General features: G+C 56.5%; 17 protein-coding genes. 16 read left to right on the forward strand and 1 reads right to left on the reverse strand.

Annotated features, from left to right (window positions below; all coding sequences use genetic code 11):
* Positions 1–41 precede the first annotated feature (41 nt).
* The 15 genes from remA to spoVM all read left to right on the forward strand — a co-directional run bounded on the left by remA (position 42) and on the right by spoVM (position 13891).
* Positions 42–305, forward strand: a complete 264-nt coding sequence (gene remA, locus QSJ10_RS05225) for an extracellular matrix/biofilm regulator RemA (protein ID WP_033016074.1) — start codon at positions 42–44, stop codon at positions 303–305.
* 11 nt (positions 306–316) lie between these two features.
* Entirely contained in the window at positions 317–934 is a 618-nt protein-coding gene (gene gmk / locus QSJ10_RS05230; protein ID WP_080706534.1) for a guanylate kinase, read from the forward strand.
* A 2-nt stretch (positions 935–936) separates the two neighbouring features.
* Positions 937–1137 (forward strand): DNA-directed RNA polymerase subunit omega, encoded by a 201-nt coding sequence (gene rpoZ, locus QSJ10_RS05235; RefSeq protein WP_011230668.1) that lies wholly within the window; start codon positions 937–939, stop codon positions 1135–1137.
* Between the two features lie 49 nt (positions 1138–1186).
* Positions 1187–2392: a bifunctional phosphopantothenoylcysteine decarboxylase/phosphopantothenate--cysteine ligase CoaBC gene (gene coaBC / locus QSJ10_RS05240; RefSeq protein ID WP_053532425.1), complete on the forward strand. Its 1206-nt coding sequence runs from the start codon at positions 1187–1189 to the stop codon at positions 2390–2392.
* On the forward strand, positions 2389–4794 hold the full coding sequence (gene priA, locus QSJ10_RS05245; RefSeq protein WP_033016071.1) for a primosomal protein N': 2406 nt from the start codon (positions 2389–2391) through the stop codon (positions 4792–4794). The genes coaBC and priA overlap by 4 nt, the downstream gene beginning before the upstream one ends.
* 17 nt (positions 4795–4811) lie before the next feature.
* Entirely contained in the window at positions 4812–5285 is a 474-nt protein-coding gene (def, locus tag QSJ10_RS05250; RefSeq protein ID WP_033016092.1) for a peptide deformylase, read from the forward strand.
* 6 nt (positions 5286–5291) lie between these two features.
* A complete protein-coding gene (fmt, locus tag QSJ10_RS05255; RefSeq protein ID WP_033016091.1) occupies positions 5292–6251 on the forward strand; it encodes a methionyl-tRNA formyltransferase in 960 nt (319 codons plus the stop codon).
* Positions 6238–7572 (forward strand): 16S rRNA (cytosine(967)-C(5))-methyltransferase RsmB, encoded by a 1335-nt coding sequence (gene rsmB / locus QSJ10_RS05260; RefSeq protein WP_033016065.1) that lies wholly within the window; start codon positions 6238–6240, stop codon positions 7570–7572. Before fmt ends, rsmB begins: the two co-directional genes overlap by 14 nt.
* Positions 7573–7577: 5 nt before the next feature.
* Entirely contained in the window at positions 7578–8678 is a 1101-nt protein-coding gene (gene rlmN / locus QSJ10_RS05265; RefSeq protein WP_033011194.1) for a dual-specificity RNA methyltransferase RlmN, read from the forward strand.
* 5 nt (positions 8679–8683) lie between these two features.
* On the forward strand, positions 8684–9433 hold the full coding sequence (locus tag QSJ10_RS05270) for a Stp1/IreP family PP2C-type Ser/Thr phosphatase (RefSeq protein ID WP_033011190.1): 750 nt from the start codon (positions 8684–8686) through the stop codon (positions 9431–9433).
* A gap of 5 nt (positions 9434–9438) precedes the next feature.
* The gene (gene pknB, locus QSJ10_RS05275) at positions 9439–11415 is read left to right on the forward strand and encodes a Stk1 family PASTA domain-containing Ser/Thr kinase (protein WP_053532435.1); all 1977 of its coding nucleotides are present in this window, start codon (positions 9439–9441) and stop codon (positions 11413–11415) included.
* Positions 11416–11419: 4 nt separating this feature from the next.
* Entirely contained in the window at positions 11420–12301 is an 882-nt protein-coding gene (gene rsgA / locus QSJ10_RS05280) for a ribosome small subunit-dependent GTPase A (RefSeq protein WP_033016062.1), read from the forward strand.
* Positions 12302–12304: 3 nt separating this feature from the next.
* The gene (rpe, locus tag QSJ10_RS05285; protein WP_053532426.1) at positions 12305–12961 is read left to right on the forward strand and encodes a ribulose-phosphate 3-epimerase; all 657 of its coding nucleotides are present in this window, start codon (positions 12305–12307) and stop codon (positions 12959–12961) included.
* Between the two features lie 115 nt (positions 12962–13076).
* A complete protein-coding gene (locus QSJ10_RS05290) occupies positions 13077–13727 on the forward strand; it encodes a thiamine diphosphokinase (RefSeq protein WP_033011184.1) in 651 nt (216 codons plus the stop codon).
* Between the two features lie 83 nt (positions 13728–13810).
* Positions 13811–13891: a stage V sporulation protein SpoVM gene (spoVM, locus tag QSJ10_RS05295; protein WP_033011182.1), complete on the forward strand. Its 81-nt coding sequence runs from the start codon at positions 13811–13813 to the stop codon at positions 13889–13891.
* A 39-nt stretch (positions 13892–13930) separates the two neighbouring features.
* Here the strand turns inward: spoVM and rpmB are convergent, their stop codons facing one another.
* The gene (rpmB, locus tag QSJ10_RS05300; RefSeq protein WP_033011180.1) at positions 13931–14116 is read right to left on the reverse strand and encodes a 50S ribosomal protein L28; all 186 of its coding nucleotides are present in this window, start codon (positions 14114–14116) and stop codon (positions 13931–13933) included.
* A gap of 226 nt (positions 14117–14342) precedes the next feature.
* Between rpmB and QSJ10_RS05305 the strand changes: the two genes are divergently transcribed.
* Entirely contained in the window at positions 14343–14705 is a 363-nt protein-coding gene (locus tag QSJ10_RS05305; RefSeq protein ID WP_033011178.1) for an Asp23/Gls24 family envelope stress response protein, read from the forward strand.
* The last annotated feature ends 4 nt before the right edge of the window (positions 14706–14709 follow it).

Below are 14709 nucleotides of genomic sequence, written 5' to 3' on the forward strand. Positions count from 1 at the left end.
TATTGGCGGCAACAATATCGGATATGGCAGGTGGGCGTGTCATGATGATGAAATTTATCAATATCGGGTACGGAAACATGGTGTCAGCCGCCCGCATCATTACGATTGTCAGCCCTGATTCGGCGCCGATTAAACGGATCATCCAAGATGCGCGCGAAAGCGGCAAGCTCGTTGACGCGACGCACGGCCGAAGAACGCGCGCGGTCATCATCACCGACAGCGATCACGTCATTTTATCGTCCGTACAGCCGGAAACGGTGGCGAACCGCTTGTACGGAAGCGATGATTTCTCCGAGGAAGGGTAGGGTTTTCAACGTTGAAAAGCGAACGTGGATTGTTAATCGTCATGTCAGGGCCGTCCGGCGTTGGCAAAGGGACGGTGCGCAAAGCGCTGTTTTCGCGTCCTGACATCAAGCTTCATTATTCAGTGTCCGTCACAACACGCAAGCCGCGCGAAGGCGAAGTGGAAGGCGTCGACTATTTCTTTCGGACGCGCGAGCAGTTTGAACAAATGATTCGGGAAAACAAGCTGCTCGAATGGGCCGAGTATGTCGGCAACTATTATGGGACGCCGATTGATTATGTGGAAAAAACGCTCGCCGAAGGGAAAGACGTGTTTTTGGAAATCGAAGTGCAAGGAGCGATGAAAGTGCGGCGGGCGTTTCCAGAGGCGCTCTTCATTTTCTTGGCCCCGCCAAGTCTCACGGAGCTTGAAAAGCGGATCATCGGACGCGGCACCGAGTCGAAAGAGCTGATTGAAAATCGGCTGCGGGCGGCGAAAGAGGAGCTTGAAATGATGGATGCGTACGACTATGTCGTGGAAAATGATGAAGTCGAGCTCGCCTGCGAGCGGATCAAGGCGATTGTCACGGCTGAGCATTGCCGGCGCGAACGCGTCGCCGAGCGATATAAACGGATGTTGGGGGTGGAATGACGATGCTGTATCCTTCCATCGATTTGCTGATGCAAAAAGTGGACTCCAAGTATAAGCTTGTCACGGTGGTGGCCAAACGGGCACGCGAGTTGCAGGACGGTGCGGAGCTGATGGTGAAAAAGCCGGTGTCGAAAAAATTTGTCGGCCAGGCGCTCGAGGAAATTGCCGGTGACAAGGTCGAATTAGTGGAAGAGGAAAAATAACAACCTAGCTTTAGGTTGTTATTTTTTTCAATGTCGGGGGGTGGCCAACATGATCAAGGGAAAACATATTTTGCTTTGTGTGACCGGGGGGGTGGCGGCGTACAAGGCGGCGGTGCTCACCAGCCAGCTCGTCCAGCGCGGCGCTGAAGTAAAAGTGATCATGACAGAAGGGGCGTGCCAGTTCATTACACCGCTCACGTTTCAAGCATTGTCGCGCCAGGAAGTGTATGTCGATATATTTGCCGAAAACAACCCGGCCGTCATCGCCCATATCGATTTGGCGGACTGGGCGGATCTCGTCCTCGTTGCGCCGGCGACGGCCAATACGATGGCGAAGCTGGCCGCCGGCATCGCCGATAATATGGTGACGACGACGATTTTGGCGACGAAAGCGCCCGTCTGGATCGCTCCGGCGATGAACGTTCATATGTACGAGCATCCGGCCGTTCGGGCGAACATGGAGCGGCTCTGTGAGTTCGGCTACCGGTTCATCGAACCGTCGGAAGGCTACTTGGCGTGCGGCTACATCGGCAAAGGGCGTCTCGAGGAACCGGAGAACATCATTGCCCATATCGAGCGGTTTTTTGCCGGCGATCCGCCGCTGTTTCGCGGGAAGCGCATTCTTGTCACCGCCGGGCCGACGCGGGAGAAGCTCGACCCAGTCCGCTATTTCTCTAACTATTCGAGCGGAAAAATGGGCTACGCCATCGCCGAAGCGGCGGCCCGCTTCGGCGCTTCGGTGACGCTCGTCTCCGGACCGACGGCGCTCCCATCGCCCGATGGCGTCGAGACGGTGGCGGTTGAATCGGCGGAAGAAATGTATGAAGCGGTTTTGTCTCGCTTTGCGGAAACGGACATCGTGATCAAAGCGGCGGCGGTCGCCGATTATCGGCCGAAATATGTCGCAGCTTCCAAAATTAAAAAGCAACCGGGCGGTTATGTCGTCGAGATGGAGCGGACGGTCGATATTTTGAAGGCGCTTGGCGAGCGGAAAACGGGGCAGATTTTGGTTGGATTTGCCGCTGAGACGGACAACCTTGAGCAGTATGCGTTAAAAAAACTGGAAGAAAAGCGGCTCGATATGGTCGTCGCCAACAATGTCACCGAAGAAGGCGCAGGGTTTGCCGGCGATACGAACATCGTCACCATCTTCCGCCGCGACGGCGTCGTTCGGCCGCTGCCGCTCATGACAAAACGCGAGGCGGCCGAGGAAATTTTAAAAGAAATACACGCCTATATCGAGGGGATTCGATGAAAGTCGCCTCCGTGATTGTCGATGTTCCGTCCCGGCAGACGGACCGCCCGTTCGATTATGCGATCCCGGAGCGCTGGCAAGGCGTCATCCAGCCGGGCATGCGGGTGACGGTGCCGTTTGGGGCGCGGCGTTTGCAAGGGTTTGTCGTCGAGGTGAAAGACCATTCCGACATCAAGCAGCTGAAACCGATTGAGCATGTGCTTGATGTCGTGCCGGTGTTAAACGAAGAGCTGCTGGATCTTGGCCGCTATTTAACGGAAACGACGCTCTGTTTCGCCATCTCGGCGTACCAGGCGATGCTGCCGGCGGCGATGCGGGCGAAATATGAAAAAACGCTCCGCTTGACGGATGAACGAAATCGGGAAGCATTGCCGGACGACCTAAAGCCGCTGTTTGTCCATCAAATGGAAGTGGCTTGGAAAGACATTGAAGCCGCCAGCTTATGGCGGGCGGCGCAAAAAGCGGTACAGCAAGGTGTGCTTGAAGCCGTTTACGAAGTGAAAGAAAAAGCAGGCAAGAAAACGGTGAAGCATGCGCGTTTGGCCGTTCCGGACAAACAGGCAAACGACGCGCTGGCGGCGCTGCCTTCAAGGCAAAAGGACGTGCTTTCGTTTTTGCTTGAAAAAGGGGAAGCGGTGCCGGTTGCCGAGCTGCAAGCGGCGCTTGGCGTTTCCTCAGCGCCGCTGAAAGCGCTCGTCGACAAAGGATTGGTGGTGCTGAACGATGTCGAGGTGTACCGCGACCCGTACGAACATCGCACGTTTCAGCCGAGTGAGCCGCCGGCGCTCACTCCGGCACAAGAAGCGGCGTTGGCGAAAATCGCCGCTTCGGTGCGCGCCGGAGAGCACCGCACGTTTTTGCTTTACGGCGTCACCGGGAGCGGGAAGACGGAAGTGTACATGCAGGCGATCGACGAAGTGCTGCGCCAAGGGAAAGAGGCGATTGTCCTTGTCCCGGAAATTTCACTGACGCCGCAAATGGTCGAGCGGTTTAAGGGGCGGTTCGGTCCGAAGGTGGCAGTGCTCCACAGCGGGCTGTCCATCGGGGAAAAATACGACGAATGGCGGAAAATTCACCGGAAAGAAGTGCAGCTTGTCGTCGGTGCGCGCTCAGCCGTGTTTGCCCCGTTTGAAAACTTAGGGATGATCATCATCGACGAAGAACATGAGACGAGCTATAAGCAAGAAGAAATGCCGCGCTACCACGCGCGCGATGTCGCCATTTACCGCGCCCGCCGCCACAGCTGCCCGGTCGTGCTTGGCAGCGCCACCCCCTCGCTTGAGACGTTCGCCCGCGCCGCCAAAGGGGTGTACGAGCTGCTTGAGCTGCCGGAGCGCGTCAGCCGCCAAGGTTTGCCGTCGGTCCATGTCGTCGATATGCGCGAGGAACTGCGCAGCGGCAACCGCTCCATGTTTTCACGCCGGCTGCTTGACGGGTTGCGACAGCGGCTCGAACGCGGCGAGCAGGCGGTGCTGTTTTTAAACCGGCGCGGCTATTCAACGTTTGTCATGTGCCGCGGCTGCGGCTACGTCATCCGTTGTCCGCATTGCGACATCTCGCTTACGTACCATCGCGCCGGCGAGCGGATGAAATGCCATTATTGCGGGCATGAAGAGCCGCTTGCCCCCCGCTGTCCGTCGTGCGGAAGCGAACACATCCGCTTTTTTGGCACTGGCACGCAAAAAGTGGAAGAAGAACTGACGAGGTTGCTGCCGAAAGCGCGCGTCATCCGCATGGATGTCGACACGACCGGACGCAAAGGGGCGCATGAAGAGCTGCTTTCCCGTTTTGCCGCCAAGGAAGCCGATATTTTGCTCGGCACGCAAATGATTGCCAAAGGGCTCGATTTTCCAAACGTCACGCTCGTCGGCGTGCTGGCGGCTGACACGATGCTGCATTTGCCCGATTTCCGCGCCGCGGAAAAAACGTTTCAGCTGCTGACACAAGTGAGCGGGCGCGCCGGACGGCATGAGCTGCCGGGTGAAGTCGTCATTCAGACGTACACGCCCGACCATTACAGCATCGAGCTTGCCGCCCGCCATGACTATCGCGCCTTTTATCGGCAGGAGATGATGCTGCGCAAAGCGCACGGTTATCCGCCGTACTACTACTTGACGCTCATCACGGTCGCCCACCAGGAAGCGCCGGCTGCCGCCAAGACGGCGGAAAAAATCGCCGCCTACATGCGCAAACAGCTGTCAAACGAGGCGGTCGTTCTCGGTCCGGTCGCCTCGCCGATCGCCCGCCTTCACGATAGATATCGTTACCAGTGCATGATAAAATACAAACGGGAACCGAATGTAACGGCGGCGCTCAAAGCGGTCATCGACCGCTACCAAGCCGATGCCGCCCATGGCGGAGCGGCCATCACCGTCGATACGAACCCGTATATGATGATGTGAAAATGGAGGAAATGACGTTGCCAATATTGCCGATTGTCACATATCCCGCCCCGATTTTGGAGCAGCCGTGCGCCCCGGTGACAACGTTTGACCGCGAGCTTGCCCGGCTGCTTGACGACATGTACGATACGATGCTTGCCGCTGACGGGGTCGGCTTGGCCGCCCCGCAAGTCGGCATCGCCAAGCAGATCGCCGTCATTGACGTCGGCGATGAACACGGCCGGATTGAGCTCATCAACCCAGTTATCCTCGAGGCGCGCGGCGAAGAGGTCGATGTGGAAGGCTGTTTGAGCTTTCCCGGCCTGTTTGGCGAAGTGCCGCGCGCGAAATTTGTGAACGTGCGGGCGCAAAACCGGCGCGGCCGTTCGTTTACGCTTTCGGCCGCCGGTTTTTTGGCGCGCGCGTTGCAGCATGAAATCGACCATTTGCACGGTGTGCTGTTTACATCAAAAGTGATCCGTTACTGTGATCTTGAGGAATTGGAAGGATAGATGCCGATGACGAACATTGTGTTTATGGGGACTCCTGATTTTGCCGTGCCGATTTTGCGGCAGCTTCTTGACGACGGCTATCATGTTTCGGCGGTTGTCACCCAGCCGGATAAGCCAAAAGGGCGGAAGCGCCAGCTCGTGCCACCCCCGGTGAAAGTGGAAGCGGAGCGCCACGGCATCCCGGTGCTGCAGCCGACAAAAATTCGTGAGCCGGAGCAATACGAACAAGTGTTGGCGTTTGCGCCTGATTTGATTGTGACGGCGGCGTTCGGGCAAATTTTGCCGAAAGCGCTGCTGGAAGCGCCGAAATACGGCTGCATCAATGTCCATGCCTCGCTTCTGCCCGAGCTGCGCGGCGGGGCGCCGATCCATTATGCCATCTGGCAAGGAAAAACGAAAACGGGCGTCACGATCATGTATATGGTCGAGAAGCTGGATGCCGGCGATATGTTGGCGCAAGTCGAGGTGCCGATTGCTGAAACGGACACGGTCGGCACGCTCCATGATAAATTGAGCGCCGCCGGGGCTAAACTATTATCAGAAACGCTTCCACTTTTATTGGAAGGAAACATTGCGCCCGTTCCGCAAGATGAGGAGAAAGCGACGTATGCGCCGAACATTCGCCGCGAGCAGGAGCGGATCGACTGGACGCAGCCTGGTGAAGCCATTTACAACCATATTCGCGCCTTCCATCCGTGGCCGGTTGCGTATACGACACACAGCGGGAACGTTTGGAAAGTTTGGTGGGGAGAAAAAGTGCCGACACCAGAAGCGGCGCCGCCGGGCACGATTGTGGCGCTCGAGGAAAACGGCATTGTAGTGGCCACCGGCAATGAGACAGCCATTCGCATCACCGAATTGCAGCCGGCCGGCAAAAAGCGGATGGCCGCCGGCGAGTTTTTGCGCGGCGCCGGCAGCCGTCTTTCGGTCGGCATGAAGCTAGGAGAGGATCATGAACGTACGTGAACTTGCGTTGGAGACATTGTTGGCAATTGAACAACAAGGAGCCTACAGCCATCTGGAGCTCAATGAAGCGATTCGCAAAGGCCGGCTTGACGGGCGCGATGCGGCGTTGCTGACGGAGATCGTCTACGGCACGGTGCAGCGGCGTGATACGCTTGACTACTATTTAGCTCCGTTTTTGCGAAAGGCGCGCCGGCTGGAGCCGTGGGTGCGCATGCTGCTCCGGTTGACGCTGTACCAAATGGTGTATTTGGACCGCGTCCCGGATCACGCCGCCATTTTTGAAGCGGTCGAGATCGCCAAGCGGCGCGGCCATCGCGGCATCGCCTCGCTTGTCAACGGCGTTTTGCGCACGATCGGCCGTGAGGGTCTGCCTTCGCTTGAGGCGATTCACGACTCCGGAAAACGGCTCGCCGTCGCCACCAGCCATCCGGAATGGCTTGTCCGGCGCTGGATCGGCCAATACGGTTTTGAGGAAACGGCGCGCATGTGCGAGACGAATTTGCGCCCGCCGCAGTCAACAGCCCGCGTCAACCGGCTGCGGGCGACGGTGGAGGAAGCGCTTGACCGGCTGCGTGCTGAAGGCATGGCAGCTGCTCCCGGCCATCTCGCGCCGGAGGCTGTCCGCGCGGAAAAAGGAAATTTGGCGCATACGCAAGCGTTTCGCGCCGGTTTGCTGACGATCCAAGATGAAAGCTCGATGCTTGTCGCCCGGGCGCTTGATCCGGCTCCCGGCGAGCGGGTGCTTGACTGCTGCGCGGCGCCCGGGGGGAAGACGACCCATATCGCCGAGCGGATGGGCGGCCGCGGTGAAGTGGTCGCCGTCGATGTTCATGAGCATAAAGTGAAGCTCATTGAGCAGCAGGCGCAAAGGCTTGGGTTTCGCTGCATCACCCCCCTCGCCCTTGACAGCCGCCGGCTCGGCGAGCGGTTTGCCCCTGAGTCGTTTGACCGCATTTTGGTCGATGCGCCGTGCACCGGATTCGGCGTCATTCGCCGCAAGCCGGAGATCAAATACACGAAAGGGAAAGACGACGTCGCCTCGCTCGTTGCGGTGCAGCAAGCCATTTTGCGGGCGGCCGCGCCGCTGTTGAAAAAAGGGGGCGTGCTTGTTTACAGCACGTGCACCATCGAGCGCGAAGAGAATGAAGACGCGATCGCCCGTTTTTTGGCCGACCATCCGGATTTTGCCCTTGACGACCGTCTCGCCGAGCGGATGCCAGAGCCGGTGCGGCCGCGCGTGCGAAGCGGAATGCTGCAGCTGTTGCCGCATTATTTTGATTCCGACGGGTTTTTTATCGCATTACTACGAAAGAAGGTGTAAATGGAGTGGAAATCGTCCAGACCGCTGTCCGCCGGGCCTCCAGCGGCGGGCAGCCGCCATCGTTGCCGTCTGTTTATTCGCTCACGCTTGACGAGTGGAAAGAATGGCTTGCTGCTCAAGGCGAAAAGCCGTTTCGCGCCACACAAATTTACGAATGGCTGTATGAAAAGCGCGTCACCGATTTTGCCGAGATGACGAACTTGCCGAAACGGCTGCGCGAACAGCTCGCGGCGTCGTTTTCGATCACGACGCTCAAAACGATTGTCAAGCAAACGTCCAAAGATGGGACGATCAAGTTTTTGTTTGAGCTCCATGACGGCTATTCGATCGAGACCGTGCTCATGCGCCATAACTACGGCAATTCGGTGTGCGTGACGACCCAAGTCGGCTGCCGCATCGGTTGCACGTTTTGCGCCTCGACGCTCGGTGGGCTGAAGCGTCATTTGGAAGCGGGCGAAATCGTCGCTCAAGTTGTACACGTGCAAAAGGCGCTCGATGAGACCAATGAGCGCGTCAGCAGCATCGTCGTGATGGGCATTGGCGAGCCGTTTGACAATTACGATGCGCTCATCAAATTTTTGCGCATCGTCAACCATCCGAAAGGGTTGAACATCGGCGCCCGCCATATCACCGTGTCAACGAGCGGGATTATTCCGAAAATCTATCAATTTGCTGACGAAGGCATGCAAATCAATTTCGCCATTTCGCTGCATGCACCGACGAACGAGCTACGGACGAAGCTGATGCCGATTAATAAGGCGTATCCGCTGCCGAAGCTCATGGAGGCGGTCCGATACTACATTGAAAAAACTGGACGGCGCGTGACGTTCGAGTACGGATTGTTCGGCGGAGTGAATGACCAACTTGAGCATGCCGAGCAGCTGGCCGAGCTGCTTAAAGGGCTGAAATGCCATGTAAATTTGATTCCGGTCAACTATGTGCCGGAGCGAAATTATGTGCGCACGCCGCGCAACCAAATTTTTGCCTTTGAACGGGCGCTGAAAAAACATGGAATCAACGTCACCATTCGCCGCGAACACGGACACGACATCGATGCCGCCTGCGGACAGCTTCGCGCGAAGGAGCGGAAAGAAGAGACGAGGTGAATCGGATGCGAGCCGTTTTCCGAACTGATATCGGCCAAATTCGCGAGCATAACGAAGACAACGGCGGTGTATTTGTCAACGAAAGCGGCCAATATTTCGCGGTTGTCGCCGATGGAATGGGCGGTCACCGCGCCGGCGATGTGGCGAGCGCGATGGCGGTGGCGCACTTGCAAGAGCAATGGGAGCAAGCGCCGTGCGTTTCCTCGCCGGCTGAGGCGGAGCAGTGGCTGAAAGTGCAGATCGCAGCCGCCAATGAGCGGCTGTTTCGCTACGCCCTCTCCCATCCGGAATGCCAAGGGATGGGAACGACGGTCGTCGGCGCCATTTGCGCTGGGCCGTTTGCCACCATCGCGCATATCGGCGACAGCCGCTGCTACTTATTGAACCAAAACGGAATTCAACAGTTGACCGATGACCATTCTCTTGTCAATGAGCTGGTCAAAAGCGGGCAAATTTCCAAAGAGGACGCCGAACACCATCCACGCAAAAACGTGCTTTTGCGGGCGCTTGGCACCGAACCGGCCGTGAAGGTCGATATCAAAACCGTTTCCATCGATGACGGCGATATGCTCCTGCTATGCTCGGACGGATTGTCAAATAAAGTGCCCGAGGCAGACATCGTGCAAATTTTGACCGGTGCCGGCGCGCTTGAAGAAAAAGCGCAGGCGCTCATCGAATTGGCGAACGGGCGGGGCGGAGAAGACAACATTTCGCTTGCAGTCGTTGATTTTTCAGTGGAACGTGAAGGTGGGTGATCGGCGTGCTTATCGGAAAGCGATTGAACGACCGCTACAAAATCATCAGCCTGATCGGCGGCGGCGGCATGGCGAATGTCTATTTGGCCCGCGACATCATTTTGGAGCGCGATGTCGCCGTGAAAGTGCTCCGCCTTGATTTTGCCAACGACGACCGGTTTATTAAACGGTTCCGCCGCGAAGCGCAGGCGGCGACGAGCTTAAATCATGAGCATATTGTGCCGATTTACGACGTCGGCGAGGAAGAAGGCCTTTATTATATCGTGATGGAGTATGTGCGCGGTTCGACGCTGAAACAGTACATTCAGCAGCATGCCCCGCTTCCGGTCGAGCGGGCGCTTTGCATCATGGACCAACTGACGTCGGCCATCGCCCATGCCCATGAGAACGGTATTATCCACCGCGACATTAAACCGCAAAACATTTTGCTTGATGAGCACGGCAACGTGAAAGTGACCGACTTCGGCATCGCGGTGGCGATGAGCGGAACGACGATTACACAGACGAACTCGGTGCTCGGTTCGGTTCATTATTTGTCGCCGGAGCAGGCGCGCGGCGGCATTGCCACTGAAAAGTCGGACATTTATTCGCTTGGCATCGTCATGTTTGAGCTTGTCACCGGCCGGCTGCCGTTTTCCGGCGAATCGGCCGTTTCGATCGTGCTGAAGCATTTGCAGGCGGAAACGCCGTCGCCCAAGGCGTGGAATCCCGACATTCCGCAAAGCGTCGAAAATATTATTTTAAAAGCGACGGCGAAAGACCCGTTTTACCGCTATGAATCGGCGCGCGCCATGAACGAGGACATCCGGACGGCGCTGGACCCGAGGCGGCGCAACGAGGCCAAATTCACGATCCCGGATGACGGCGATGAAGCGACGAAGGCCATCCCGATCATAAAACATCCGGAAAGCGCCGCGCTTGAGCCGGAGACGCTTGTCTATGAGGAAAAGGCGAACGAGCCGGCCAAAGCGGATGACGAGCCAAAGGCGAAGCCGAAACGGAAGCGGGTCTGGATCGCCTGGCTTGCCGCCGTCATCCTATTGCTTGGAGCGGCCGGCGTGAGCGCGCTCACATGGATTCCGGACGTGTTCTTTCCAAAGGAAGTGACGGTGCCGGATGTCGTCAATAAAGACTATGACGAAGCTGTTGAACAGTTGTCGGCGCTCGGCTTGGAAATCAAAGACACGATCGATGTCGAAGATGATGCAATAGAAGAAGGAAAAGTCGTGCGCACCGACCCGGAAGCCGGAATGACGGTGAAGCAAGGGGCCGGCATTGTCATCTATAAGAGCGCCGGCAAAAAGAAAATCGAGTTTCCAAGCTTTATCGGCGACGATATTTCGGCCGCCGAGGAGGAGCTGCGCGCGGAAGGGTTCACTCGCATTACGCGCAACGGCCGCCATAGCGATAAGCCGGAAGGGACGATTTTGGATCAATATCCGTACGCCGGCGATGAAGTCGTGCCGAGCGAAACGGAAGTGATGTTCACGGTCAGCCTCGGTCCGGAAACCGTAACGCTCAAAGACTTGAGCGGCTATACGGAAAAAAGTGTGCGCGACTACGGCGAAGACCAAGGGCTGCGCATTGAAGTGAAGTACGAGTATTCCGATGAAGTGCCGAAAGGGCTTGTCATCTCGCAAACTCCGGCAGCCAATGAGCAGGTGGAAAAAGGCAAGACTGTTACGGTCGTCATTTCCCGCGGCCCGGAGCCGAAGCCATCCAAAACGGTCATCAAAGAAATCGTCATCCCATACGAGCCGGCGGAAAACGGACAGGTGGTGGAAGCCCAGCTTTACATTCAAGATGCGAACCATAACATGACAACGCCATATAAAACGTACCGGCTGACAGGGCCGGCCACGGAGATCGTAGAGTTTGAAATTCCATACGGGGAGACGGCGTATTATCGCGTTATTGTCAACAATGTTGTCAAAGACGAAGGATCGATTCCATATCCAGAACACGGCGGAAAAAAGGAGTGAGGCTATGGCAGAAGGGCAAATCATCAAAGCGTTGAGCGGATTTTATTACGTGCTCTCGGAAGGGAATGTGTTTCAGTGCCGCGGGCGCGGTGTGTTTCGCAAGCAAAAAGTGACGCCGCTTGTCGGCGACCGCGTCGTCTTTACGGCGACAAGTGAGACGGAAGGCTACATTTTGGACATTCGCGAGCGGCAAAATGAACTGGTGCGGCCGCCGATCGCCAACGTCGAGCAGGCGATTTTAGTTTTTTCTGCCGTAAGCCCGGACTTTAGCGCCAAGCTGTTGGACCGCTTTCTCGTCTTAATCGAATCGAAGGAAATTGCGCCGATTATCGTCATTAGCAAAATGGATTTGCTCGATGGCGAGGCGAAAGACGCGATCGCCCGTTATGCAGGTGATTACCGGCGCATTGGCTATGAGGTGATTGAGACGTCGACCGTGACAAAAGACGGCCTCGATAAGCTGGCGGCGCACCTGCGCGGCCGCGTCTCGGTCGTTGCCGGACAGTCCGGCGTCGGCAAGTCATCGCTGTTAAATGCGCTTCGCCCGGATTTGCGGCTGAAAACCGGCGATATTTCCACCCATTTAGGGCGCGGCAAACATACGACCCGCCACGTCGAGCTGCTGGAGGTGGCCGGCGGGCTCGTCGCCGACACACCGGGGTTTAGCGCCCTCGAGTTCGACGATATTGAACTTGACGAGCTGCCGCGCTATTTTCCGGAATTCCGGGAATACGGAGAAGGGTGCAAGTTCCGCGGCTGCCTTCATGTGGCCGAACCGAAATGTGCGGTCCGCGAGGCGGCTGAGGCTGGGGACATTCCGCCGTACCGCTACGACCATTATTTAAGTTTTGTTGCGGAAATGAAAGAACGAAAGCCGAGGTATTGAACGATGATTCGAATTGCGCCATCGATTTTGTCAGCTGATTTTTCCCGTTTGGCCGAGGAAATCCGTTCGGTGGAAGAAGGCGGAGCCGATTGGCTTCATGTCGATGTCATGGACGGACGGTTCGTGCCGAATATCACGATCGGGCCGCCGGTCGTTGCCGCCATTCGCCCGGTGACGAAGCTGCCGCTTGACGTTCATTTAATGATCGCCGACCCTGACCGATACATTCCGGCGTTCGCCAAAGCCGGGGCGGACATCATCTCCGTCCACGCCGAGGCGTGCGTGCATTTGCACCGGACGATTCACTTTATTAAAGAGCAAGGTGTCAAGGCCGGGGTCGTGTTGAATCCGCATACGCCGGTTGAGACAATCCGCCATGTCATCGCCGATGTCGATCTTGTCCTATTGATGACAGTCAACCCGGGGTTTGGCGGGCAGGCGTTCATTCCGTCCGTCGTGCCGAAAATTCGCGAAGTCGCCCGTTTGGCCGGCGAACAAAACAAGGCGCTGGACATCGAAGTGGACGGCGGCGTCAACGCGAAAACAGCGCCGCTTTGCGCCGAAGCCGGGGCGAATGTGCTCGTCGCCGGGTCGGCCATTTACAATGAGGCGGACCGGGCGGCGGCCATTCGCGCTTTGCGAGAAGCGTGCGCCAAGTAGAGAACGGGCTCCTGCATCCGGCAGCCGCTGCAACGGTAGGCGGTGAGCGCCGGAAAAGCCAGGCAAGGCGAAACAAGGCTTTTTCTTATTGAAAAAGGCGAAGGGGGGAAGGGGAATGGTGATCCATATTGTCGGCGGCGGCCCGCGTGAGCTTCTCCCTAGCTTGCGCCGCTATGACGGCGCGGATGTGCATTGGGTCGGCGTCGACCGCGGCACAACGGCGCTGCTTGAAGCCGGCCTCCAGCCGGTGCGGGCGTTTGGCGATTTCGATTCCGTGCCGGCTGAAGAAGTGGCCAAGCTTCAGCAAATGCTTCCGGATTTGGAAATATGGCCGGCAGAAAAAGACAAAACAGATATGGAGATCGCCCTTGATTGGGCGGTGGAACAGGACGCCTGCCACATCCGTCTGTTTGGCGCCACCGGCGGACGGCTTGACCATCTGTTTGGCAATGTCGAGCTGTTGCTGAAATACGCCGGCCGGCCGATTGAAATCGTCGACCGGCAAAATGTGTTGACCGTCCATCTGCCCGGCGTGCATACGATCACACGCGACGATCGATACCGCTATGTGTCTTACATCCCGATTTCTGAAACGGTGGCGGGGCTCACGCTTATTGGATTTAAATATCCATTGGCCGACTGTCATATTTCCCGCGGTTCCACACTATGTATTAGTAACGAACTTATCCAATCTTCCGGTACTTTTTCGTTTTCGGAAGGCATATTAATGATGATAAGGAGCAGCGATTTTGCCGGCTGCCCGTAGTTGCGATTGGTCAGCAACGGAATATACTGGATAAGGAAATGGCGGGAAGTGCGTGATATGACGGGTGTGAGGAGGGAATCGGGATGAAGTTTTATACGATCAAGCTGCCGAAATTTTTAGGCGGAATTGTGCGGGCGGTGTTGAACGCGTTTAAAAAAGGGTAAGAAAAAAGCACCATTTTTGGTGCTTTTTTTGTTGAACGGTTAGACGCGTTTTACTTTTCCGGATTTCAGGGCGCGCGCCGAAACCCAAACGCGTTTCGGTTTGCCGTCGACTAAAATGCGCACTTTTTGCAAGTTGGCTTTCCACGTGCGGCGGCTGGCGTTCATGGCGTGCGAACGTGTGTTGCCGAACGATTTTTTCTTGCCGGTAATGAAGCATTTCGCCATCGTTTTTCCCTCCTTGCTTTTACATCCCTCTAAAAACACTATTATAATTTATCATACAACGGAAGGGATTGCAATAGACGCGCTCTTTCTCTTTCAAGAAAATGTCCTTGACATATATTTCAGTTTTCGGCTAAATAATACTAGTGGGCGGCCGAGCGCTTTGAAAACAGAAAACGTTATAGTACAATGGGGGTAGCTGTGCGAGATACGCAAAGGGGGAACGAACATGTCAATTGAATGGCAAACAAAATATGGGCGCATTGAAATTGCCAATGAGGTCATTGCCATGATTGCCGGGGGAGCGGCCGTCGATTGCTACGGCATTGTCGGAATGGCGTCGAAAAATCAAATTCGCGACGGGCTGTCGGAAATTTTGCGCCGTGAGAACTTTTCCAAAGGAGTTATCGTCCGCGAGGAAAACGGCGAAGTACATATCGACATGTACATCATCGTCAGTTACGGGACGAAAATTTCCGAAGTCGCCCACAATGTGCAGTCGAAAGTGAAATATACACTCGATCAGACGCTTGGATTGGCGGTTCAGTCCATCAACATTTACGTCCAAGGGGTTCGGGTGGTGAATCCGTAGTAAG

The sequence above is a fragment of the Geobacillus stearothermophilus ATCC 12980 genome (genome assembly GCF_030369615.1).
In the GTDB taxonomy this organism is placed as follows: Bacteria; Bacillota; Bacilli; order Bacillales; family Anoxybacillaceae; genus Geobacillus; species Geobacillus stearothermophilus.